The organism is Yersinia intermedia (assembly GCF_900635455.1).
GTDB lineage: Bacteria > Pseudomonadota > Gammaproteobacteria > Enterobacterales > Enterobacteriaceae > Yersinia > Yersinia intermedia.
Map to the genome: position 1 here is coordinate 4,125,116 of NZ_LR134116.1, position 20,979 is coordinate 4,146,094.

Genomic DNA, 20,979 nt, shown 5'->3' on the forward strand with positions numbered 1-20,979 from the left:
TCAACTCAAGGTATCAACCACTATGTCGCTGCCTTTGGATATTCATCGTTTACTGCCCGCTTTTCTCACCGCAGCTCAGAGTGAGAACTTCTCCACCGCCGCCAGACAGCTAGGTATCACACCTGCTGCGGTCAGCAAGAATATCCGCGTACTGGAAGAAAAACTGGCGCTACGTCTGTTTCAGCGCAATACCCACAGCGTGGTGCTAACGGATGAAGGCAAAACATTACTGGCACGAGTGGCACCACTGTGGCAGGCACTTTCCAACACACTGGATACGGTGCGTAATAATGATGAGCAACAACCCAGTGGTACGGTACGGGTCAGTGTCATCCCCGGCTTTGGCCGCCAACTGTTGATGCCACTTATTCCAAAATTTATGGCGCGTTATCCACAGATTGATTTGGATCTTTCATTGGAGGCCAGAGTGGTGAATTTGGTCGGAGAAGGATTTGATGTCGGTATCGGTACTCGCATCGATCCCGATAGCCGCTTAATTGCCCGCCAGTTTTACCCAATGCAAATGCTTCTGGCGGCATCCCCTGCTTATCTGGCCCGCAATGGTTCACCCACCAGCCCACAGGATCTCTATCAACATCAGTGTTTAATACACCGTAATCCATCAAATGGCCGGAGAGTAAAATGGCAATTGCAGCAAAATAATGAGGTACAATCTTTAGAGTTGTCAGGTCGTTTGATCTCTTCCCAGCCGGATATGCTGCTACATGCCGCATTAGCGGATATGGGGATCACCTATGTGGCACAATGGCATGCAGCATCACATTTTGCTGACGGTAGCCTTATGCCCGTATTGGCGAGTTACTGGCCCGCCCCTACCCCAGTATGGCTTTATTATGCTTCTGCCGATTTACCGCCCAGAGTCCGCGTTTGGGTTGATTTTCTGTTAAAACATTTCGGTCCGCATCACGCTTTATCCGCACAATAAGTCACATAAAAATATCGTTTTTGTGACGCACTGAACAGGGAATAGACCTAACGTCGATTTCCTTGTTCTAAGTCAAATTAGTTGACTGTCACTTCTGCCATTACCCATATATAGTGTTTATAGTAATTCAAACACCTATATGTAGTAGTTATCCACAAACCATCCACACCTTCCCCGCAGCCCTTATGCGCTGCGGCTTGTCTTGTGGATAACCTTTGCTACAGGCAACAGGAGCAGGCATTGTGAAAACAGTAGTGATTAAGCGGGACGGTTGTCAGGTACCTTTCGATGAGGTGCGGATCAAGGAAGCCGTCGAGCGTGCAGCCTTAGCTGTTGGCGTTGTGGACGCAGATTATTGTGCAACTGTTGCCCGAGTGGTCGCTCAGACGATGGAAAACCAGCCGAAAGTTGATATCCGCGACATCCAAACTGCGGTAGAAAACCAACTGATGGCCGGTCAATACAAGCAGTTAGCTCGCGCCTATATTGAATATCGCCATGACAGGGATATCTCGCGGGAACTGCGTGGTCGCCTGAATCAGGAAATCCGTGGATTGGTTGAGCAAAGTAACAAAGCGCTGCTTAACGAAAATGCCAATAAAGACAGTAAAGTGATCCCCACCCAGCGCGATCTGCTGGCGGGTATTGTCGCGAAACATTATGCCAAACAGCATATCTTGCCACGGGATGTGGTGTTAGCGCATGAACGAGGTGAAATCCACTATCACGATTTGGATTACGCGCCCTTCTTCCCGATGTTCAACTGTATGTTGATTGATCTCGATGGCATGCTGACCCAAGGCTTTAAAATGGGTAATGCGGAAATCGAACCACCGAAATCCATTTCTACTGCCACCGCAGTGACCGCACAAATTATCGCTCAGGTTGCCAGCCATATCTATGGTGGTACAACCATTAACCGTATCGATGAAATTCTGGCCCCGTTTGTCACTGAAAGTTTTAACAAACATAAATCTGTGGCCCAAGAGTGGCAAATTCCTGATGCCGCCGGTTATGCCATGTCGCGCACCGAGAAAGAGTGTTACGACGCCTTCCAGTCGCTGGAATATGAAGTTAATACCCTTCACACCGCCAACGGTCAGACACCGTTTGTCACTTTCGGTTTTGGCTTGGGCACCAGTTGGCAATCACGCATGATCCAGCAGGCCATTTTGCGTAACCGTATTGCTGGCTTGGGCAAAAATCGCAAAACCGCGGTATTCCCAAAACTGGTGTTTGCTATCCGTGATGGTCTGAATCACAAGTTTGGTGATGCCAATTACGATATCAAACAGTTGGCGCTGGAGTGTGCGACTAAACGCATGTACCCAGACATTCTGAATTACGACCAAGTCGTAAAAGTCACCGGTTCCTTTAAAACCCCAATGGGCTGCCGCAGCTTCCTCGGTGTGTATGAAGAAGAGGGTAAACAGATCCATGATGGCCGTAATAACTTGGGGGTTATCAGCCTTAACCTGCCACGTATTGCGCTGGAAGCCAAAGGCGATGAAGCCCACTTCTGGCAATTACTGGATGAACGCCTGCTGTTAGCCAAGAAAGCCCTGATGACCCGTATTGCCCGTCTGGAAGGGATTAAAGCACGTGTGGCACCGATTCTGTATATGGAAGGGGCTTGCGGCGTGCGCTTACAAGCCGACGACAACGTTTCTGAGATCTTTAAAAATGGCCGCGCATCCATCTCGCTGGGCTTTATCGGTATCCATGAAACGGTTAATGCGCTGTTTGGTCATCAGACCCATGTCTTTGATGACGAAAAATTGCGTGAAAAGGGCGTGGCTATCGTCGAACGGATGAGACAAGCAACAGACACCTGGAAAGATGAAACGGGTTACGCCTTCAGCTTGTACAGCACACCAAGTGAAAACCTGTGTGACCGCTTCTGCCGCCTTGATACCGCTGAATTTGGCGTGGTGGATGGCGTCACCGACAAGGGCTATTACACCAACAGCTTCCATCTGGACGTTGAGAAGAAAGTTAACCCATACGACAAACTGGACTTCGAAGCACCTTACCCACCATTGGCGAACGGCGGCTTCATTTGTTACGGCGAATACCCTAACTTGCAGCATAACCTCAGAGCGTTGGAAGATGTCTGGGATTACAGCTACAGCCGAGTGCCCTATTACGGTACTAACACGCCAATTGATGAGTGCTACGAATGTGGCTTCACCGGTGAATTCTCTTGTACCAGCAAAGGTTTTACCTGCCCGAAATGTGGCAATCATGAGCCATCGAAAGTCTCAGTAACCCGTAGAGTATGTGGCTATCTGGGTAGCCCGGATGCGCGGCCATTCAATGCCGGTAAGCAAGAAGAAGTGAAACGACGCGTGAAACATCTGGCGAATGGACAACTGGGCTAACCACTTAATACGATATTACCCAAAGTAATTGGAGTTGCAGGTAGCCGGCAAGGGAGATTCAAATCGGTCGGGAACCGATTTGAACAGCATTTATGCTAGCCCGCAGGGTTAGCATAAAGGATGAGGCTCATTAATCCCGATGAGCTTACTGATGTAAGTGATTCGGGTAAGTGAACGTAGCCAACACCCCCGCAGCGCCAAGTACAAAGGGAGGCACTGATTATAAATTATCATCAATACTACCCGGTCGATGTCATCAACGGCCCAGGCACACGCTGCACGCTGTTCGTCTCTGGCTGCGTGCACGAGTGTGTCGGCTGTTATAACAAAAGTACCTGGCGACTGAATTCGGGTAAGCCATTTACCCGTGAAATAGAGGATCAGATAGTTGCTGATCTGAATGATACCCGTATCCATCGGCAGGGGTTATCCCTCTCCGGCGGTGATCCGCTGCACCCGCAAAACCTGTCCGCGATACTGCAACTGGTTAAGCGAGTGCGTAATGAGTGCGACGGCAAAGATATCTGGATCTGGACAGGTTACACTTTGGCTGAACTGACCGACGAACAACAACAAGTGGTTGATCTGATCAACGTGTTGGTTGACGGCAAGTTCGTGCAAGATCTAAAAGATCCCTCACTGCTCTGGCGCGGCAGCGGTAATCAGGTTATCCATCACCTGCGTTAATTTATTTCCGCCATTCTGCACACTGTTCAGGTTCAGAATGGCGACTCAAATCCCTTCTCAATATTAATCCGTAGCGACTCATTTCCCCTCCCGAATTAGGTACGCCAAAATAATATCGCACGCCGTAAAACTTCATCGTTCCGCCATCTCAGCTTAACCCTACTGTCATCAAAAGCAGCCAGCATAGCGGTGAGATCACTTACCGGTTATCACTATGACTATCCACCATCTGCCCGTCCGTTTTGCCACTTCTGTTGCTTCGCTGCGGCTAGAAACGGCCATCAGGGGGATAGCACTGCGAGGGTATATCTGCCATGCACTTATCTAGACCACCGACCAGCTACCCCACCCGCTATCAACAAATTGCGGCCCAATTAGAACAAGAATTGCGCGGGGCCTATCGTTGTGGCGATTACCTGCCGTCAGAACAACAACTGGCTGATCGCTATCAAGTTAACCGCCATACCCTGCGCCGGGCGGTGGATGAACTGGTTGAGCGCGGCTGGCTACAACGCCGCCAGGGTATCGGCACGCTGGTATTAATGCGCCCATATGACTATCCACTGCATGCTAATGCTCGCTTTAGCCAGAACTTGCTGGATCAAGGTAGTGACCCCACCAGTGAGCGCTTACTCGCAGTTTTGCGCCCGTGTATAGAGCATGTAGCCAAAGCACTCTCACTGGCGGAAGGCACCACCGTGATCCATTTACGTACTCTGCGGCGGGTTAATGGCGTGCCGGTCTGTGTTATCGATCACTACCTGCCAGATCTGCGCTGGTGGCCGGCTTTACAGCAATTCAACTCCGGTTCATTGCATCAATTCATCACCCAGCATTTACAACAACCACTGAATCGTAGCCAAACCCGCATCAGCGCACGTCGTGCGCAGGCAAAAGAGAGCCGCTTACTCGAGATTGCGACTCATGCGCCGCTGCTCTGTGTACGTACCTTAAATATCTGTGTTGATAGTCAGCAAGTGGCGGAATACTCCGTCAGCCTGACGCGGGCCGACATGATTGAATTGACGATGGAGCACTGAATGGAAACTCACCATACCCTTCGGCAAAACTGGATGTCGGTGTTAGCCCACAGCCAGCCAGCAGAGCTGCTTGCTCACTGGCAAGCCTTGAATTTGTCACCGCAATACCAAGTGATCCGCGCCCCAGAGATAGGCCTAAACCAATTACAGGCACGGATGGGGGCGACTGGCCGCCGTTTTATCCTTGGCGATATGACCATAACGCGCGCTGTTATCAGGCTTAACGACAGCATGGATGTTTATGGTTACAGCTACATTGCCGGGCGTAATAAGCCTCATGCCGAGCTGTGCGCCGTGCTGGATGCCTTGTTGCAACACTCTACCGTTAAGGGTAAGCCCGCCGGGTTGAATGAATTATTGCTGAAAACCGTGATTCACCCACTGGCCGCAATACAGCAAGAACGGCGGCAATTACGCGCTGGTGCTATCACGGCCAGTAAGGTTGATTTCTTCACCTTGGTGCGGGGAGAGGACTGATGAGCCTATTAACTCACTTTGAGCATCCCGTGGATGATGCACAGTACACTTTTCGCCGTATTCTCAAAGCGTTGAGTGAACCTGGCGTGCTGGTAACACTGCCTCATGCTACCGGCTGGCAACCACTGAACCCGGCAACCACCAGTGTTCTGCTCACGCTGGCCGATCAGGAGACACCACTTTATCTCGACGCGGCACTTAATAGTGACACCGTGCAACACAATGTGCGTTTTCATACCGGTGCGCCCCTGACGACATGCAGTGATAAATCCTCTTTTTCATTATTTAATAATGAGATAACAGCAGAGCAACTCGCTACCTGCCCGGCAGGTAATGAACTCTCACCGGAACAATCCACTACGGTGGTGATTCAGACCGACAGCCTACACCACGGCGTGCCATTGCGGTTACGCGGGCCAGGCATTGAACACAGCCGCACCGTTGCACCCCACCTGCCCGTCGCCGTTTTGAATTATCTGCTTAACCGCCCTGCCGCATTTCCGGCTGGTATCGATTTTATGTTTACCTGTGGCGAGAGCCTGATGGCAATCCCACGAACCACCCATGTGGAGGTGTGCTGATGTACGTTGCAGTCAAAGGGGGCGAAAAAGCGATTGCAGCAGCCCATCAATTGCTGGAACAGCAACGGCGCGGGGACACTCAGATCCCGGCGATCGATTGTGAGCAAATTGAGCAACAACTCGGTCTGGCGGTTGATCGGGTGATGACCGAAGGCGGCATCTACGATCGCGAGCTGGCTGCACTGGCAATTAAACAAGCCAGCGGCGATTTAGTAGAAGCCATTTTCCTACTACGCGCTTATCGCACAACCTTGCCCCGTTTGGCCGTCAGCCAACCGCTGGCAACCGAGCATATGCGGCTAGAGCGCCGTATTTCGGCCATTTACAAAGACTTACCCGGCGGGCAAGTGCTCGGCCCAACCTACGATTATACCCATCGACTACTGGATTTTACCCTGTTGGCCGCAGGCGATACACCGCAAGCCCCCAAGCGTGGCGAAGCATTACCCGATGATTTACTACAGAATAATTGTGCCCATGTGTTTGATTTATTGGCTCAAGAGCAGCTAGCACTGACAGAGCAAGATGACGGTACTCAGCCGGAAGATATCACCCGCAATCCCCCCGTTTACCCCTGCAATCGCTCGGCCCGGTTGCAACAACTGGCCCGTGGTGATGAAGGTTTTCTGTTGGCGCTAAGCTATTCCACGCAACGCGGTTATGGCCGCACCCATCCTTTTGCCGCCGAGATCCGCACTGGTCATCTGAGCGTTTCAATTCAACCGGAAGAACTGGGATTTGCTATTGATATCGGCGAAATTTTGCTGAGCGAATGCGAGATGGTAAATGGCTTCGTCAGCCCGGAATCAGAACCACCGCACTTTACGCGGGGTTATGGTCTGGTGTTTGGCCGTGGCGAGCGCAAAGCCATGTCGATGGCGCTGATGGATCGAGCCTTGCAAAGCCGCGAACATGACGAAAATGTCACCAGCCCGGCGCAGGATGAAGAATTCGTACTTTCCCATGCTGATAATGTCGAAGCTGCGGGTTTTGTTTCTCATCTTAAACTGCCTCACTACGTAGATTTTCAGGCCGAGTTGGCGCTATTAAAACGCTTGCGCCACGAGCACTGTTCATCCTCTCACCAACCCTCATCTCAAGAACAGGAACCACACCATGACTGAGGTTCTCACTGGTTATAATCTGGGTTACCTGGATGAGCAAACCAAACGGACTTTACGCCGTGCGCTGCTAAAAGCAGTGGCGATCCCCGGTTATCAGGTGCCGTTCGGCGGGCGGGAAATGCCGATGCCTTATGGTTGGGGCACCGGTGGCATTCAACTGACTGCCAGCCTGATTGGCCGCCATGATGTATTAAAAGTGATCGACCAAGGGGCTGATGACACCACCAACGCAGTCTCTATCCGCCGTTTTTTTCAGCGGGTTAGTGGGGTGGCAACCACCGAAAGCACTGTCGATGCCAGCTTGATCCAAACCCGGCATCGCATTCCCGAAACACCGCTAAGCGAAGATCAAATCCTTATCTATCAGGTGCCGATCCCAGAGCCGCTGCGGTTTATCGAACCACGCGAAACCGAAACGCGCAAAATGCATGCGTTAGAAGAATATGGCGTGATGCAGGTAAAACTGTATGAAGATATCGCCCGCTACGGTCATATCGCCACCACCTACGCCTATCCGGTCAAAGTGAATGATCGCTACGTGATGGACCCTTCACCGATCCCGAAATTTGATAACCCCAAAATGCACATGATGCCCGCCCTGCAACTGTTCGGTGCCGGTCGCGAGAAGCGCCTGTATGCCCTGCCCCCCTTTACCAAGGTGGAAAGTCTGGACTTCGACGATCACCCGTTTACCGTGCAGCAGTGGGCTAGCCCCTGTGCCTTGTGCGGCTCGCGCCACAGCTATCTTGATGAAGTGGTGATGGACGATCAGGGCAGCCGAATGTTTGTCTGTTCTGATACTGATTTTTGCCAGCAGCAACTGGCGCAAGTAGCGGCACAAGAGGTAAATATTCAATGATCTCCGAACACGTTATTTCACCATCCGCAGCCGCTCACCCACTGCTATCAGTGGAGAATCTCACGCATTTATATGCGCCAGGTAAGGGGTTTAGCAATGTCTCTTTCCAGCTCTATCCCGGTGAAGTATTGGGAATTGTCGGTGAATCCGGCTCCGGCAAAACCACCTTATTAAAATCGATTTCTGCCCGGTTGGCACCACAGCAAGGGCAGGTTATTTACCATTCTGATGCACAACAACCGGTTGATTTATATCAGATGGCTGAAAGTCAGCGCCGCCGTTTACTGCGCACTGAGTGGGGGGTGGTTCATCAGCATCCACTGGATGGTTTGCGCCCACAAGTTTCCGCCGGTGGCAATATCGGCGAGCGTTTGATGGCGATTGGCCAGCGCCATTACGGCGATATCCGCCAACAAGCAGGGCGCTGGCTGGAGGATGTCGAGATCCCACTATCACGTCTGGATGACTTGCCCACCACCTTCTCCGGCGGCATGCAGCAGCGCCTGCAAATTGCCCGCAATCTGGTGACCCATCCCAAGCTGGTATTTATGGACGAACCGACGGGTGGCCTGGATGTATCAGTACAAGCGCGATTGCTGGATTTACTGCGCAATCTGGTGGTGGAAATGCAACTGGCAGTAGTGATTGTCACTCATGATCTCGGTGTGGCCCGGCTATTGGCACACCGGTTGCTGGTGATGAAGGAAGGCCAGGTGATCGAAAGCGGCCTGACCGATCGAGTGCTAGACGATCCCCATCATCCCTATACCCAACTATTGGTCTCATCGGTGCTACAAAACTGACTGTTTTGTCTCTTAGCCAGCGAATCGATTAACGAGAACTCACTATGAATCACCTGCAACGGCCTATGAATCACCCACAACTGAGAGTTGAGAATCTCAGTAAAACCTTCGTACTACACCACCAGCATGGTATTCGTTTGCCGGTATTGCATCAAACCTCACTGGAAGTGAGTAGCGGAGAATGTGTCGTGCTACACGGCCATTCCGGCAGTGGTAAATCCACTCTGCTACGCTCTTTATATGCCAACTATCTGCCTGACAGCGGGCATATCTGGGTCAAGCATCAGGGGGAATGGCTCGACATTGTGGCAGCACCAGCGCGACAAATTATGGAGGTACGCCGTCATACGGTGGGTTGGGTCAGCCAATTCTTGCGGGTGATCCCACGGATCAGCGCATTGAATGTAGTGATGCAACCACTACTGGAGCTTGGCGTTGAGCGCCATATATGCCAACAGCGCGCGCAGGATCTCCTGACTCGCCTCAATGTTCCACCACGCTTATGGGATCTGGCCCCCTCGACCTTTTCCGGCGGTGAGCAGCAGCGGGTCAATATCGCCCGTGGTTTTATCAAAGATTACCCCATATTGCTGCTTGATGAGCCAACGGCCTCGCTCGACAGCACCAATAGCGCGGCAGTCGTTAGCCTGATTGATGAAGCTAAACAGCGAGGGGCCGCCATCATTGGGATTTTCCACGATGAGGCCGTTCGTAACCATGTCAGTGATCGCTTACTGGTCATGACGCCCTTTCCCGCCGATGCCAGCCCGGAGATACCCGCATGATCCTCAATAACATCAATCTTATTCTTGAAGATCAGGTGGTCAACGGATCGCTCGAAATCAAAAATGGGCTTATCCACAATTACAGTGATCGCCAAACCCAACTTTCTGCCGCCATAGATGGACAAAATGGCTGGCTGTTGCCGGGGTTGATCGAGCTGCATACCGATAATCTGGACAAGTTTTTTACCCCACGCCCCAACGTTGATTGGCCTGCCCATTCGGCGATGAGCAGCCATGATGCGCTGATGGTTGCCAGTGGCATCACCACCGTGTTGGACGCCGTGGCAATTGGCGATGTTCGCGATGGCGGGCATCGTCTGGATAATCTGCAAAAAATGATTAATGCGGTGGTGGATAGCCAGCGGGCGGGACTGAACCGGGCAGAACACCGGATTCATTTACGTTGTGAATTACCTCATGAAAGTACCCTGCCGCTGTTTGAAGAACTGATGATGCAGCCTGAACTGTCATTGGTATCGCTGATGGATCACTCACCAGGCCAGCGTCAATTCGCCTCCAGGGCAAAATATCGCGAATATTATCAGGGCAAATACCATCTTAATGATCAACAAATGGCAGAGTTTGAGGAAGAGCAAATCACCCTGTCAGCGCGCTGGTCCGCGCCGAATCGAACAGCAATCGCCGATCACTGTTCGCGGCGAGGTATTCCACTCGCCAGCCACGATGATGCCACTGTGGAACATGTAGCGGAATCACAAGCACTGGGCAGTGTGATTGCTGAGTTTCCCACCACGGAGGTGGCGGCCAGAGCGTCACATCAGCATGGTTTACAAGTATTGATGGGCGCGCCAAATATCGTCCGTGGCGGCTCCCATTCAGGAAATGTTGCCGCACACCAACTGGCCGCTATTGGAGTATTGGATATTTTATCGTCTGACTATTACCCAGCCAGCTTGCTGGATGCGGCCTTCCGTATCGCACACGATGCAACGAATAGCTTCACCTTGCCGCAAGCGGTCAATCTGGTAACACGTAATCCTGCCAGCGCCTTGGGGCTACAGGATCGCGGTGTCATTGCCGAAGGTAAACGGGCTGATTTGATACTGGCACGCGCTCATGACAGTGCGCAAAGTAAACATGTTTACGTGCAAAACGTCTGGCGTCAGGGAATACAGGTGTTCTGATGGCGCGCTTAATCTATCTGATGGGGGCATCGGGTGCCGGAAAAGATTGCCTGCTGTCGGCTCTGCGGGCAGCCAATCCGGCAAATATTATCGTGGCACATCGTTATATCACCCGCCAAGCCAATGCCGGGGCGGAAAACCATGTTGCGCTGAGTGAACAGGAATTTTTACTGCGGGCGGCCCAAGGATTATTCGCACTGTACTGGCAAGCGCATCAGTATCGCTATGGGGTCGGCATTGAGATTGATATCTGGCTACAACACGGGTTAGATGTGGTGGTTAATGGCTCCAGAGCTTATCTGCCTGAGGCGCAACAGCGCTATCCCGACCAACTTTTGCCGCTCTGTCTGACGGTTTCTCCGGCTATTTTGGCGCAACGATTGCAGCAACGTGGCCGAGAGAACAATGAACAGATCAATGCACGATTACAACGGGCGCAGCACTATCAGCAACAGCTACCGCTTAATTGTTTGCAACTGTCTAATGATGGTGAGCTGCACCACACACTGGGGCAGTTACAACAATTACTGGTAGCGCCCCCCATAACCAGTAAAGAAATGGGGGATAAAAAATGGAACTGACACTGTTAGGCACCGGTTGCGCCCAGCAAGTGCCGGTATTTGGTTGTGACTGTGTGATTTGTGCTAAAGCCAGAGTGCAGCCCGCATTGGGCCGTAAACCTTGCAGTGCCATGCTGCGATATCAGGGGGAAACCACCTTGATTGATGCCGGATTGCCGACACTGGATCAGCAGTTTACTGCGGGGGAAATTCAGCGTTTTTTGCTTACACATTACCACATGGATCATGTTCAGGGGTTATTTCCGTTACGTTGGGGATGCGGAAATTCGATCCCGATCTACGGACCGCCGGATCCAGACGGCTGTGACGATCTGTTCAAACATCCTGGAATTCTGCATTTTCAGCCGCCGATGGCCGCATTCCAGACCCTCCATTTTGGTAACTTACGAGTCACACCGGTTCCGCTAACCCATTCCAAAATAACCTTCGGCTATTTATTGCAAAGCCCCAACCGAACCATCGCCTATCTGACCGATACCGTCGGGCTGCCCGCTGATAGTGCGCTATTTCTGACCAGCAAAAATATCGATCTGCTGGTACTGGATTGCAGCCACCCGCCGCAGACGCCGCCACCACGCAATCACAATGATGTGACCATCGCGTTAGCCATTAAGGATTTGCTGATGCCACAACAGACGTTACTGACCCACGCCAGCCACCAACTTGACCGATGGTTGCTTGACCACCCATTACCGGCAGGCGTGGCAATCGCCCATGATAATCAGACGATTACCCTGTTATAATCAACGCTGCTGCATCTGAGCTGAGGTTAAGATTGTCACGCCCTCTTTCGGCGGCGCAAATGCTTGATCCAGCATCGCCTGTGCGACATCTTTGCCTTTAATCAAGCGCCACTTATCCGGCAATAAAGCAAACAGAGGCGCGCTCAGGCTCTCCATCAAGCGGGGCTTGTCGCGCTGACCAGCCAGCATTGAGGGCCGGGCAAAAGTAAGTTGTGGCCAGCCCTGAGCCTGTAAGTCACGCTCGGCCTCACCTTTGGTGCGGTTATAAAACACCCATGAGTTAGCATTAGCCCCCATCGCACTTACCAATAGAAAATGCCGCGCTCCCAGCCGCAAGCCGGTTTCACCGGCGGCCAATACCAACCGATAATCCACCAGACGAAATGCCGCCTGGCTGCCAGCTTGCTTGCGGGTGGTCCCCAAACAACAAAAGACCAAATCCACCGGCTGATCCAAGGTTTTCAGCAACTCGCCGATATTTTCACCCTGAGGATTAATGAGTTTATTCATGACTGGCAAGGGTTTACGGCTGGGTGCAATAATGGATGTCACTCTGGCATCCAAACGTAGCAGACGCAGTAATTCGCCCCCCACCAGGCCACTTGCGCCCAGTAATAATACCTTCGCCATCTGACCTCCTGCCTTATGGTATTGATGCTAACGCCACGAAAACGTGCGGAGACAATTATTGAAATCAATTGTTATGAATAATACATACCAGAAACACTATTACATAGAATCGAAAAATAGCAGTTATCATTAAAACAGGGAATTTATAGTGAAGAGTCTTGCTGCCAATACAGTTTTTTGCCAAAACCAAGGGTATTATTAGTCATCTTAATTTCCAGCAGATTGAGCTGCCAGAGTGGAGCGGATACCACTTTAGCCACCGGAAAGCGGCGGCAGTAGAGCTGGCGAGCGCGGTGTTCCGCATCCCCTGTTAATTCGCTTATCTCTGCGCGGTATTGAATACCTTTAATCAAGGCTACCGTGCGCGGCTGGGTGGCGATGGTGCCGACAACCTGTGAGTTTATCTGCATCAGTTCGCCATGTCGGGTATGCTTTTCTGTCATGATAAATAGCGCCATCTGCGTTTCATCAAATACGTAAAAACAGTTGGCACACCACATATCCATACCGCTACCCGCACACAGCGTCAGTACATGTTGCTGGCGCAGGAAACGGCTAATGCCCAGCAGATCATCAGGGTTATTCACGTCACTCATTATTCACAACACCCTCTGGCTTAAAAGCGGTATTGAGTGTACATCAAGTCCCCCGCAACAAGCAGCTCTGCGGCTATTCAGTTGCGTTTACTCACATGGAAAAGCCTTTGCCACACGTTCACCACACTTATCTCTGAGTAGGAGATCATTGCCAGCATATCCCTCCCAAGAATAGGGTCTTAATCGAGCAACAACCTAATAACGTGATTTAGCTAGCATTTACTGCATAAGATGCATATGAATTTATATGCAAATTGCGCGTATAAATTTGGATGTAACAAATAATTATGGATTAACAAATAAAATACAAAAACTATTAAGAATCCGCTCTCATGCCGAATATTGGATAATAATAAGCTTTCTTATGTATCCGCCGTGTTAAATATAGCCACACTGTTTTGCATAACATACAGTACAGTTTTGAATAAACAACGTTTAAAATGAATAAAATAAAGTTTTTATTCATTTTTTAGTCAGATTCTCTTTTTAAATCGGTAGAAAACATGATTTGAGTCACAGAATGAATAAGTGTTATGACTAAAATAGCCGTCATCAGTACATTGTTCGTAAACCTTGTTTAAAGAATAGAGACCTTACGTAAATGGAAAATAACAACAAAAAAATGGCGCATATAAGGCGGACAACGCATTTAATGATGCCGGCACACCGTAGTTATTTTAACTTTTCCTACTATCATTATAGATAACATCCTCCCTGCGATGACATCCACTTTTATTGGATAGTCATTGTCTATGCACAATATTTAACAAATGCGAAAAGCGTTCACGACCTTTACGTTGAGTTAACTATTGTCTGCTTTCTCCGAAGAGACTAACACTCGGTTATATTTATACGTCTATCTGATTATGGTTTTTTATTAACCAATCGATACTCAGCCTGTGTTATTCATCTTTCAGCAGAAACATAGCTATCCTGTAAAATTTACTGTCACCTTTGTCATTAATGCTAAATGACCAGAGGATCACTGCGCCTAAAATTCAGTCGCTGTGTTACGCAGAAAAAACATAAAGCAGCCAAGACGATTAATGAATGTTGTTTCATTGATACGGATTGTTATACCCAAAATTTAATATAAATTAATTTAAATAAACCAACAATAGCCTCTTAAAATAAAAGAGAATTTATGATGAAAAAATTAAATATCGCGGCAAGTTTATCTGCTATGCCTTGCTTTGAATCACAGCGTGAAGTCGTAGATGTTTTACACACTGATTTTACTGATATTGCCGCCGTCGTGCTTTCAGTTCAGGACATTAATAATGGTGTCATTGAAAGCATTCATGAGTTAGGTTTAGAGATTCCAATTTTTGCCGCTGTTTGCTGTGAAGAAGAATTGAACACCGATGTATTACCCTCTTTAAACGGGGTATTTGAACTGTGTGGCGACAACACTGATTTTTATGGTAAACAACTTGAATCAGCTGCAGAAAAATATGAGAAAGAGCTGTTACCACCGTTCTTTAGCACATTAAAAAAATACGTGGAGATGGGTAATTCCACCTTTGCTTGCCCTGGTCATCAGGGTGGTCAATTCTTCCGTAAACACCCAGCGGGCCGCCAATTTTTTGACTTCTACGGCGAAACTATTTTCCGCTCTGATATGTGTAATGCCGACGTTAAATTAGGTGATTTGCTTATTCATGAAGGCGCACCTTGTGATGCTCAAAAACATGCAGCGAAAGTATTTAACGCAGATAAAACCTATTTCGTACTGAATGGCACTTCTGCTTCTAATAAAGTCGCGACTAATGCGCTATTAGCGCGTGGTGATCTGGTGCTGTTTGACCGTAATAACCATAAATCCAACCATCATGGTGCGCTGATTCAGGCTGGTGCAACACCGGTATATCTGGAAACTGCCCGTAACCCATTTGGCTTTATTGGTGGTATTGATGCCCACTGTTTTGAAGAAAAATACCTGCGGGAACAAATCCGTAGCGTAGCACCTGATCGTGCTAATGAAGCGCGCCCGTTCCGTCTGGCTATCATCCAACTGGGTACTTATGACGGCACCATCTATAACGCTCGTCAGGTTGTGGATAAAATTGGCCACCTTTGTGACTATATTCTGTTCGACTCTGCTTGGGTTGGTTACGAACAATTTATTCCAATGATGAAAGATTGTTCACCATTATTGCTTGAACTGAATGAAAACGATCCGGGTATTATCGTTACTCAATCAGTACATAAACAACAAGCTGGTTTCTCACAAACTTCGCAGATTCATAAAAAAGATAAACATATTAAAGGCCAGGATCGTTACTGCAATCATAAACGCTTTAATAACGCCTTTATGTTGCATGCCTCCACCAGCCCATTCTATCCATTGTTTGCCGCTTTAGATGTTAACGCAAAAATGCATGAAGGCAAAAGTGGTCAACGCATGTGGCTCGATTGTGTTAAGACCGGTATTGAAGCACGTAAAATGATCTTGAATACCTGTAATATGATTAAACCTTTTGTACCGGTAGAAGTTGATGGTAAACCATGGCAGCAATATGACACCGAAGCCATGGCACAAGATTTACGCTTCTTTAATTTTATTCCTGGCGAAAAATGGCATGCATTTGAAGGCTATGAAGAGTCACAATATTTTGTTGACCCATGCAAATTATTATTAACCACTCCAGGGATTGATACGAATACTGGCGAATATACTGCATCAGGGATCCCGGCGACCATTCTTGCTAACTTCCTACGCGAAAATGGTATCGTGCCAGAAAAATGTGACCTTAACTCGATCCTATTCTTATTAACGCCAGCAGAAGATTTGGCGAAAATGCAGCACCTGGTCGCACAAATTGCCCGATTTGAACGTTTCATCGAAGAAGATGCAATGTTAATCGATGTATTACCTACTGTGTATCGCAATAATGAAACACGTTATCAAGGTTATACTATTGGCAAATTATGTCAGGAAATGCATGACCTTTATGTCAGCTATGATGTTAAACAGCTACAAAAAGAAATGTTCCGTAAACAGTATTTCCCTAAAGTTATGATGAATCCGCAAGATGCCAATATTGAATTCGTCCGTGGTCATGCAGAATTAGTTCCATTGTGTAAAGCCGAAGGCCGAATTGCTGCTGAAGGTGCACTTCCTTACCCACCGGGAGTATTGTGTGTGGTCCCTGGCGAAGTTTGGGGTGGCGCTGCACAGCGTTATTTCCTGGCATTAGAAGAAAGTATTAATTTACTACCAGGGTTTGCACCTGAGTTACAAGGTGTTTATTTACAAGTCGACGAAGATGGTTGGAACCGTGCATACGGTTATATGATGAAGCAATAAGTTAATAATAATAAATTTATACCCGATTTAGTTGACGCTACAGCCTGGCGGCAAATGAAACGATCCCGAATCACTGGATAATATTAAGTGATTCGGGTGAAAAATCTGTTTGCGTGGCCCAAGAAGGATAGGCCGAGTAATGATAATCGCCAACAACACTGTAGTTTCAAATAAAAAGGGATTTGACGACACCAATAACTCAAACCTGTGGGGATAAATTATTCCCACAGTCTCTGAAATTAAAAAAGAGATAATAAAAATGAGTAAAACAAATAATAAGATGGGAGTAGTACAGCTAACAATTCTGACAGCCGTCAATATGATGGGGTCGGGAATAATTATGCTACCAACCAAACTCGCCGAAGTCGGGACAATCTCTATCGTCTCATGGTTAGTCACCGCAGTAGGTTCAATGGCACTGGCTTATGCCTTCGCCCAATGTGGGATGTTCAGCCGTAAATCCGGTGGTATGGGCGGCTATGCTGAATATGCATTCGGTAAGTCTGGCAACTTTATGGCGAACTACACCTACGGTGCTTCACTGTTGATTGCCAATATCGCCATTGCAATATCTGCAGTAGGTTATGGTACTGAATTGTTGGGGGCGACACTCACTCCACTGGGTATTTGTATTGCAACCATTGGCGTGCTGTGGCTGGCAACAGTTGCTAACTTCGGTGGCGCGCGCATTACGGGGCAGATCAGTAGTGTTACTATCTGGGGGGTTATTATCCCAGTGGTCGGTATCTCAATCGTCGGCTGGTTCTGGTTTAGCAGCTCAGCCTATATGGCAGCCTGGAACCCACATGCAGTTCCTACGTTTGAAGCTATCGGTTCTTCTATCTCAATGACCTTGTGGGCCTTCCTTGGTCTGGAATCTGCTTGTGCCAACACCGATGCTGTCGAAAACCCTGAACGTAACGTTCCGATCGCCGTACTGGGTGGGACTTTAGGTGCCGCAGTTATCTATATCATCTCAACCAACGTGATTGCCGGTATCGTGCCAAATATGGATTTGGCTAACTCTACAGCGCCATTTGGCCTGGCATTCGCTTATATGTTCACCCCAGCGGTCGGTAAAATCATCATGGCATTGATGATCATGTCCTGCGTGGGTTCATTACTGGGTTGGCAGTTCACCATCGCTCAGGTATTTAAATCCTCCGCTGATGAAGGTTTCTTCCCGAAAATTTTCTCAAAAGTCAGTAAAGCAGATGCGCCAATCAAAGGGATGTTAACCATTGTTGTCATCCAGAGTGTGTTGTCCCTGATGACCATTAGCCCGTCATTGAACAAACAGTTCAATGTGTTGGTCAATCTGGCGGTAGTAACTAATATCATCCCTTATATTCTGTCGATGGCGGCGCTGGTCATTATCCAGAAAACAGCCAATGTGCCACCAGCCAAAGCGCGTAAAGCCAATATCATTGCCTTTATCGGTGCGATGTATAGCTTCTATGCGCTTTACAGCTCTGGGCAAGAAGCGATGACATGGGGTGCGATTGTTACCTTCCTTGGTTGGACACTGTACGGTTTGGTTTCACCACGCTTTGAATTTGCAGCAAAAACCAAATAAATAGCCATAACCCGGCGGGTGGAAGGTCACTTCCCCCGCCTATTTAACCAATCAGGTGCCAGCAGATAAAAAAGTCAGGATGCCGCAGCCAATTCCGGTAATAATGTTCCGCACCGCTACCCCCGGACTGGAATAAAATTATGTCGGACAGCCTATGGCATCTCTATCTACTGCGCACCCCCACTGGCATGCTCTATACCGGGATCACCACTGATGTAACACGGCGATTGGCCCAACATCAGGTAGGGAAAGGCGCAAAAGCGCTGCGAGGAAAAGGTGAGTTAACATTGGTATTTCAGTGTGAGGCCGGGGATAGATCAACAGCATTGAAGTTGGAATATCGGGTGAAACAACTCAATAAGCAGCAAAAAGAAAAGCTGGTAGTTAGCCAGCCTTCTTCATTGCTATCGTTGCTCGCCGCTAAAAGCGATTAAACGGGGCAGAGAACACCACTTCGCCATCAGCGCCCGTCAATGCATCTTCCGCCAACGCATAAACCTGAAAAGCTTCTTCGGTACCGGGCCAACGGCAGCTCAACTGATGACGAACTGCGGGCACAAAACCAAAACGCTGATAATAGGCTGGGGAGCCTAGCACCACGACAGCGGCATAGCCAAATTCATTCAGGGAGTCTAGCCCTTCGTATATCAGCTTTTCAGCCAAGCCTTGGCGGCGCAACCCCTCCGCCACGGCCAGTGGTGCCAGTGCGACCCATTGACGGTCTTCACCTCCCACCTCTACCGGGCTGAATGCTGCATAACCAACCACACCGCCTTCATCGTCAGTTGCCACGATACCCAATGTCAATAAGCCGTCTTCACGCAGTTGCTGTACCAGCTCGGCTTCTGCATCTTGCTTGAAGGCTTGGCGCAATAGGGCGTCGATCCCCGGCGCATCTACCGGAATTTCAACCCGGATCAGCACGATGCTAATGTACGGGAAGCACTCACCGCACCCTCTTGCTGACCAGCCTCGATAAATTCAGCCAGTTGTTGCAGGCCAACACGCAGTAATGTTGGCATGGACTCCAACTCAATGGCATCCATTAGATTTTTGACATACAGACCCAATTCAGTATCCCCTTCAATTCGTAACCGGCGCTGGAAAAACAGCGTATCCGGATCTTCTTTACGGGCAGCGATCAAAATCAAATCGTTGGCATCACCGCTAAAGCTCACATCAGCTTCAGCCTGTTGGCTTACGACCAGCCTACCGTGTTCTACCGTCATAAACCATTGCAATGCGAGGTCTCGCACTTCAATTTTTAGCCAGCGGGATTCCAAAAACTCCAGTTCTCCGTCCAGCAGAGCCTGACGAAGTTGCCACCCGAGCACTTGCTCTATTACCTGACGCTTTAAGGCAAATGGTGTCAATTTTAATGGACCTCGCAGCAGCGCAGGCCCTTGACTCACCAGACGTGCTCGTAGTTTTCCCAACACAGGCAGACTCCTTTTAACCCAGATAAAAAAGGTAAATGTGTTATATCAATAAATTTTGCACCAAGTTATGGCTGAAAGTATTGCTAAATATCAGAAGAATAGCACCAATGCCAAAGAAACTGCCTTAAATCAAGGTCCGTGTGGGACAGGTTAACTAGAATCGCCATTCGATAAGATTTTCATCGCCACGAATATCATCTTCGGATGGGAAAAATAATTGCCAGCGGTAACCTCAGCAAGGCGAGCCGTTGACTCATTCAGGAAAATTCTATGGAGCTGCTTTGTCCTGCCGGCAACTTACCTGCATTAAAGGCTGCCATTGATAATGGTGCCGATGCAGTTTATATCGGTTTGAAAGATGATACCAACGCCCGCCATTTTGCTGGCCTCAATTTCACCGATAAAAAGTTGCAGGAAGCGGTCAATTACGTTCATAGCCGCAAACGTAAACTGCATATCGCCATTAACACCTTCGCCCACCCTGACGGTTATTCCCGCTGGCAGCGGGCAGTGGATATGGCGGCACAGCTTGGGGCTGATGCCCTGATCCTGGCTGATTTGGCCATGCTGGAATATGCAGCCGAACGTTACCCAGAGGTTGAGCGCCATGTATCGGTACAGGCGTCGGCTACCAATGATGAGGCTATCCGCTTTTATCAACGTCATTTCGATGTGGCGCGAGTGGTTTTACCGCGCGTACTGTCAATGCATCAGGTGAAACAATTGTCGCGTACCAGCCCAGTGCCACTGGAGGTCTTTGCCTTTGGTAGCTTATGCATTATGGCTGAGGGCCGTTGCTACCTTTCCTCCTATTTGACCGGTGAATCACCCAATACGGTCGGTGCCTGCTCTCCAGCGCGTTTTGTTCGCTGGCAGCAAACCCCACAGGGGATGGAGTCTCGCCTTAATGAAGTGCTGATAGACCGTTATGAAGATAATGAAAATGCCGGTTATCCCACCCTGTGCAAAGGCCGTTATCGGGTAGACGGTCAGCGCTATCATGCGTTGGAAGAGCCAACCAGCTTGAATACGCTTGAGTTATTACCGGAGCTGTTTGCTGCCAACATTGCGTCAGTGAAAATTGAAGGCCGCCAACGCAGCCCGGCTTATGTCAGCCAGGTTGCCAAGGTCTGGCGACAGGCAATTGACCACTATCAGGCCAATCCTTCGCAGTTTGTCGCTAAAGCGGAATGGATGGAGCAACTGGGCGCAATGTCCGAAGGTACTCAAACCACATTGGGTGCTTATCATCGTAAGTGGCAGTAGCCGGAGGAAA

Annotated in this window: 22 protein-coding genes; 18 read left to right on the plus strand and 4 right to left on the minus strand. The window is 49.1% G+C overall.

The genetic code is table 11. The features are described from left to right. Window positions 1-22: 22 nt before the first annotated feature. The 13 genes from EL015_RS18810 (at window position 23) to phnP (ending at window position 12,152) form a co-directional block, all read left to right on the plus strand. The gene (locus tag EL015_RS18810) at window positions 23-946 is read left to right on the plus strand and encodes a LysR family transcriptional regulator (protein WP_005186569.1); all 924 of its coding nucleotides are present in this window, start codon (window positions 23-25) and stop codon (window positions 944-946) included. Window positions 947-1,188: 242 nt separating this feature from the next. Beyond that, window positions 1,189-3,327 (plus strand): anaerobic ribonucleoside-triphosphate reductase, encoded by a 2,139-nt coding sequence (nrdD, locus tag EL015_RS18815; RefSeq protein ID WP_005186566.1) that lies wholly within the window; start codon window positions 1,189-1,191, stop codon window positions 3,325-3,327. Between the two features lie 222 nt (window positions 3,328-3,549). Continuing rightward, the gene (gene nrdG, locus EL015_RS18820) at window positions 3,550-4,014 is read left to right on the plus strand and encodes an anaerobic ribonucleoside-triphosphate reductase-activating protein (RefSeq protein WP_032906658.1); all 465 of its coding nucleotides are present in this window, start codon (window positions 3,550-3,552) and stop codon (window positions 4,012-4,014) included. A gap of 314 nt (window positions 4,015-4,328) precedes the next feature. Further along, window positions 4,329-5,054: a phosphonate metabolism transcriptional regulator PhnF gene (gene phnF / locus EL015_RS18825; RefSeq protein ID WP_005186558.1), complete on the plus strand. Its 726-nt coding sequence runs from the start codon at window positions 4,329-4,331 to the stop codon at window positions 5,052-5,054. Then, on the plus strand, window positions 5,055-5,531 hold the full coding sequence (phnG, locus tag EL015_RS18830; RefSeq protein ID WP_005186555.1) for a phosphonate C-P lyase system protein PhnG: 477 nt from the start codon (window positions 5,055-5,057) through the stop codon (window positions 5,529-5,531). Then, window positions 5,531-6,112 carry a phosphonate C-P lyase system protein PhnH gene (gene phnH / locus EL015_RS18835; protein ID WP_032906656.1) on the plus strand — a complete coding sequence of 194 codons (582 nt, stop codon included), beginning with the start codon at window positions 5,531-5,533 and terminating at the stop codon, window positions 6,110-6,112. The genes phnG and phnH overlap by 1 nt, the downstream gene beginning before the upstream one ends. Then, entirely contained in the window at window positions 6,112-7,236 is a 1,125-nt protein-coding gene (locus EL015_RS18840) for a carbon-phosphorus lyase complex subunit (protein WP_005186543.1), read from the plus strand. Before phnH ends, EL015_RS18840 begins: the two co-directional genes overlap by 1 nt. Beyond that, window positions 7,229-8,095 carry an alpha-D-ribose 1-methylphosphonate 5-phosphate C-P-lyase PhnJ gene (locus EL015_RS18845; RefSeq protein ID WP_032906653.1) on the plus strand — a complete coding sequence of 289 codons (867 nt, stop codon included), beginning with the start codon at window positions 7,229-7,231 and terminating at the stop codon, window positions 8,093-8,095. The genes EL015_RS18840 and EL015_RS18845 overlap by 8 nt, the downstream gene beginning before the upstream one ends. After that, window positions 8,092-8,898: a phosphonate C-P lyase system protein PhnK gene (phnK, locus tag EL015_RS18850; RefSeq protein WP_032906652.1), complete on the plus strand. Its 807-nt coding sequence runs from the start codon at window positions 8,092-8,094 to the stop codon at window positions 8,896-8,898. Before EL015_RS18845 ends, phnK begins: the two co-directional genes overlap by 4 nt. 65 nt (window positions 8,899-8,963) lie before the next feature. Continuing rightward, window positions 8,964-9,683 carry a phosphonate C-P lyase system protein PhnL gene (gene phnL, locus EL015_RS18855; RefSeq protein WP_005186537.1) on the plus strand — a complete coding sequence of 240 codons (720 nt, stop codon included), beginning with the start codon at window positions 8,964-8,966 and terminating at the stop codon, window positions 9,681-9,683. After that, the gene (gene phnM, locus EL015_RS18860) at window positions 9,680-10,828 is read left to right on the plus strand and encodes an alpha-D-ribose 1-methylphosphonate 5-triphosphate diphosphatase (protein ID WP_032906650.1); all 1,149 of its coding nucleotides are present in this window, start codon (window positions 9,680-9,682) and stop codon (window positions 10,826-10,828) included. The genes phnL and phnM overlap by 4 nt, the downstream gene beginning before the upstream one ends. Continuing rightward, window positions 10,828-11,409 (plus strand): ribose 1,5-bisphosphokinase, encoded by a 582-nt coding sequence (gene phnN, locus EL015_RS18865; protein ID WP_032906649.1) that lies wholly within the window; start codon window positions 10,828-10,830, stop codon window positions 11,407-11,409. The genes phnM and phnN overlap by 1 nt, the downstream gene beginning before the upstream one ends. Continuing rightward, window positions 11,400-12,152, plus strand: coding sequence for a phosphonate metabolism protein PhnP (gene phnP / locus EL015_RS18870; RefSeq protein WP_032906648.1), 753 nt, complete (start codon window positions 11,400-11,402; stop codon window positions 12,150-12,152). Before phnN ends, phnP begins: the two co-directional genes overlap by 10 nt. On the opposite strand, the gene EL015_RS18875 is transcribed toward phnP, so the two are convergent. Both EL015_RS18875 and EL015_RS18880 read right to left on the minus strand, forming a co-directional pair. Beyond that, the gene (locus EL015_RS18875; protein ID WP_005186520.1) at window positions 12,153-12,782 is read right to left on the minus strand and encodes a Rossmann-fold NAD(P)-binding domain-containing protein; all 630 of its coding nucleotides are present in this window, start codon (window positions 12,780-12,782) and stop codon (window positions 12,153-12,155) included. It abuts the gene before it with no gap. 143 nt (window positions 12,783-12,925) lie between these two features. Beyond that, the gene (locus EL015_RS18880) at window positions 12,926-13,378 is read right to left on the minus strand and encodes a YhbP family protein (protein ID WP_005186517.1); all 453 of its coding nucleotides are present in this window, start codon (window positions 13,376-13,378) and stop codon (window positions 12,926-12,928) included. Between the two features lie 622 nt (window positions 13,379-14,000). Here EL015_RS18880 and speFL point away from each other — a divergent pair. The 4 genes from speFL to EL015_RS18900 all read left to right on the plus strand — a co-directional run bounded on the left by speFL (window position 14,001) and on the right by EL015_RS18900 (window position 18,698). Next, on the plus strand, window positions 14,001-14,084 hold the full coding sequence (speFL, locus tag EL015_RS22120) for a leader peptide SpeFL (RefSeq protein ID WP_223300551.1): 84 nt from the start codon (window positions 14,001-14,003) through the stop codon (window positions 14,082-14,084). Window positions 14,085-14,525: 441 nt separating this feature from the next. Further along, on the plus strand, window positions 14,526-16,688 hold the full coding sequence (gene speF / locus EL015_RS18890; protein WP_032906684.1) for an ornithine decarboxylase SpeF: 2,163 nt from the start codon (window positions 14,526-14,528) through the stop codon (window positions 16,686-16,688). Between the two features lie 259 nt (window positions 16,689-16,947). Next, window positions 16,948-18,264: a putrescine-ornithine antiporter gene (potE, locus tag EL015_RS18895; RefSeq protein ID WP_005186511.1), complete on the plus strand. Its 1,317-nt coding sequence runs from the start codon at window positions 16,948-16,950 to the stop codon at window positions 18,262-18,264. A gap of 140 nt (window positions 18,265-18,404) precedes the next feature. Further along, on the plus strand, window positions 18,405-18,698 hold the full coding sequence (locus EL015_RS18900) for a GIY-YIG nuclease family protein (RefSeq protein WP_032906646.1): 294 nt from the start codon (window positions 18,405-18,407) through the stop codon (window positions 18,696-18,698). Here EL015_RS18900 and EL015_RS18905 read toward each other — a convergent pair. Together EL015_RS18905 and ubiT are read right to left on the minus strand one after the other, a co-directional pair. After that, window positions 18,685-19,188, minus strand: a complete 504-nt coding sequence (locus EL015_RS18905) for a GNAT family N-acetyltransferase (protein WP_032906645.1) — start codon at window positions 19,186-19,188, stop codon at window positions 18,685-18,687. The two genes, EL015_RS18900 and EL015_RS18905, sit on opposite strands and share 14 nt — an antisense overlap. Next, window positions 19,182-19,703, minus strand: a complete 522-nt coding sequence (ubiT, locus tag EL015_RS18910; protein WP_032906643.1) for a ubiquinone anaerobic biosynthesis accessory factor UbiT — start codon at window positions 19,701-19,703, stop codon at window positions 19,182-19,184. Before ubiT ends, EL015_RS18905 begins: the two co-directional genes overlap by 7 nt. A 270-nt stretch (window positions 19,704-19,973) precedes the next feature. On the opposite strand from ubiT, the gene ubiU reads away from it, so the two are divergent. Beyond that, on the plus strand, window positions 19,974-20,969 hold the full coding sequence (gene ubiU, locus EL015_RS18915; protein ID WP_005186501.1) for a ubiquinone anaerobic biosynthesis protein UbiU: 996 nt from the start codon (window positions 19,974-19,976) through the stop codon (window positions 20,967-20,969). The last annotated feature ends 10 nt before the right edge of the window (window positions 20,970-20,979 follow it).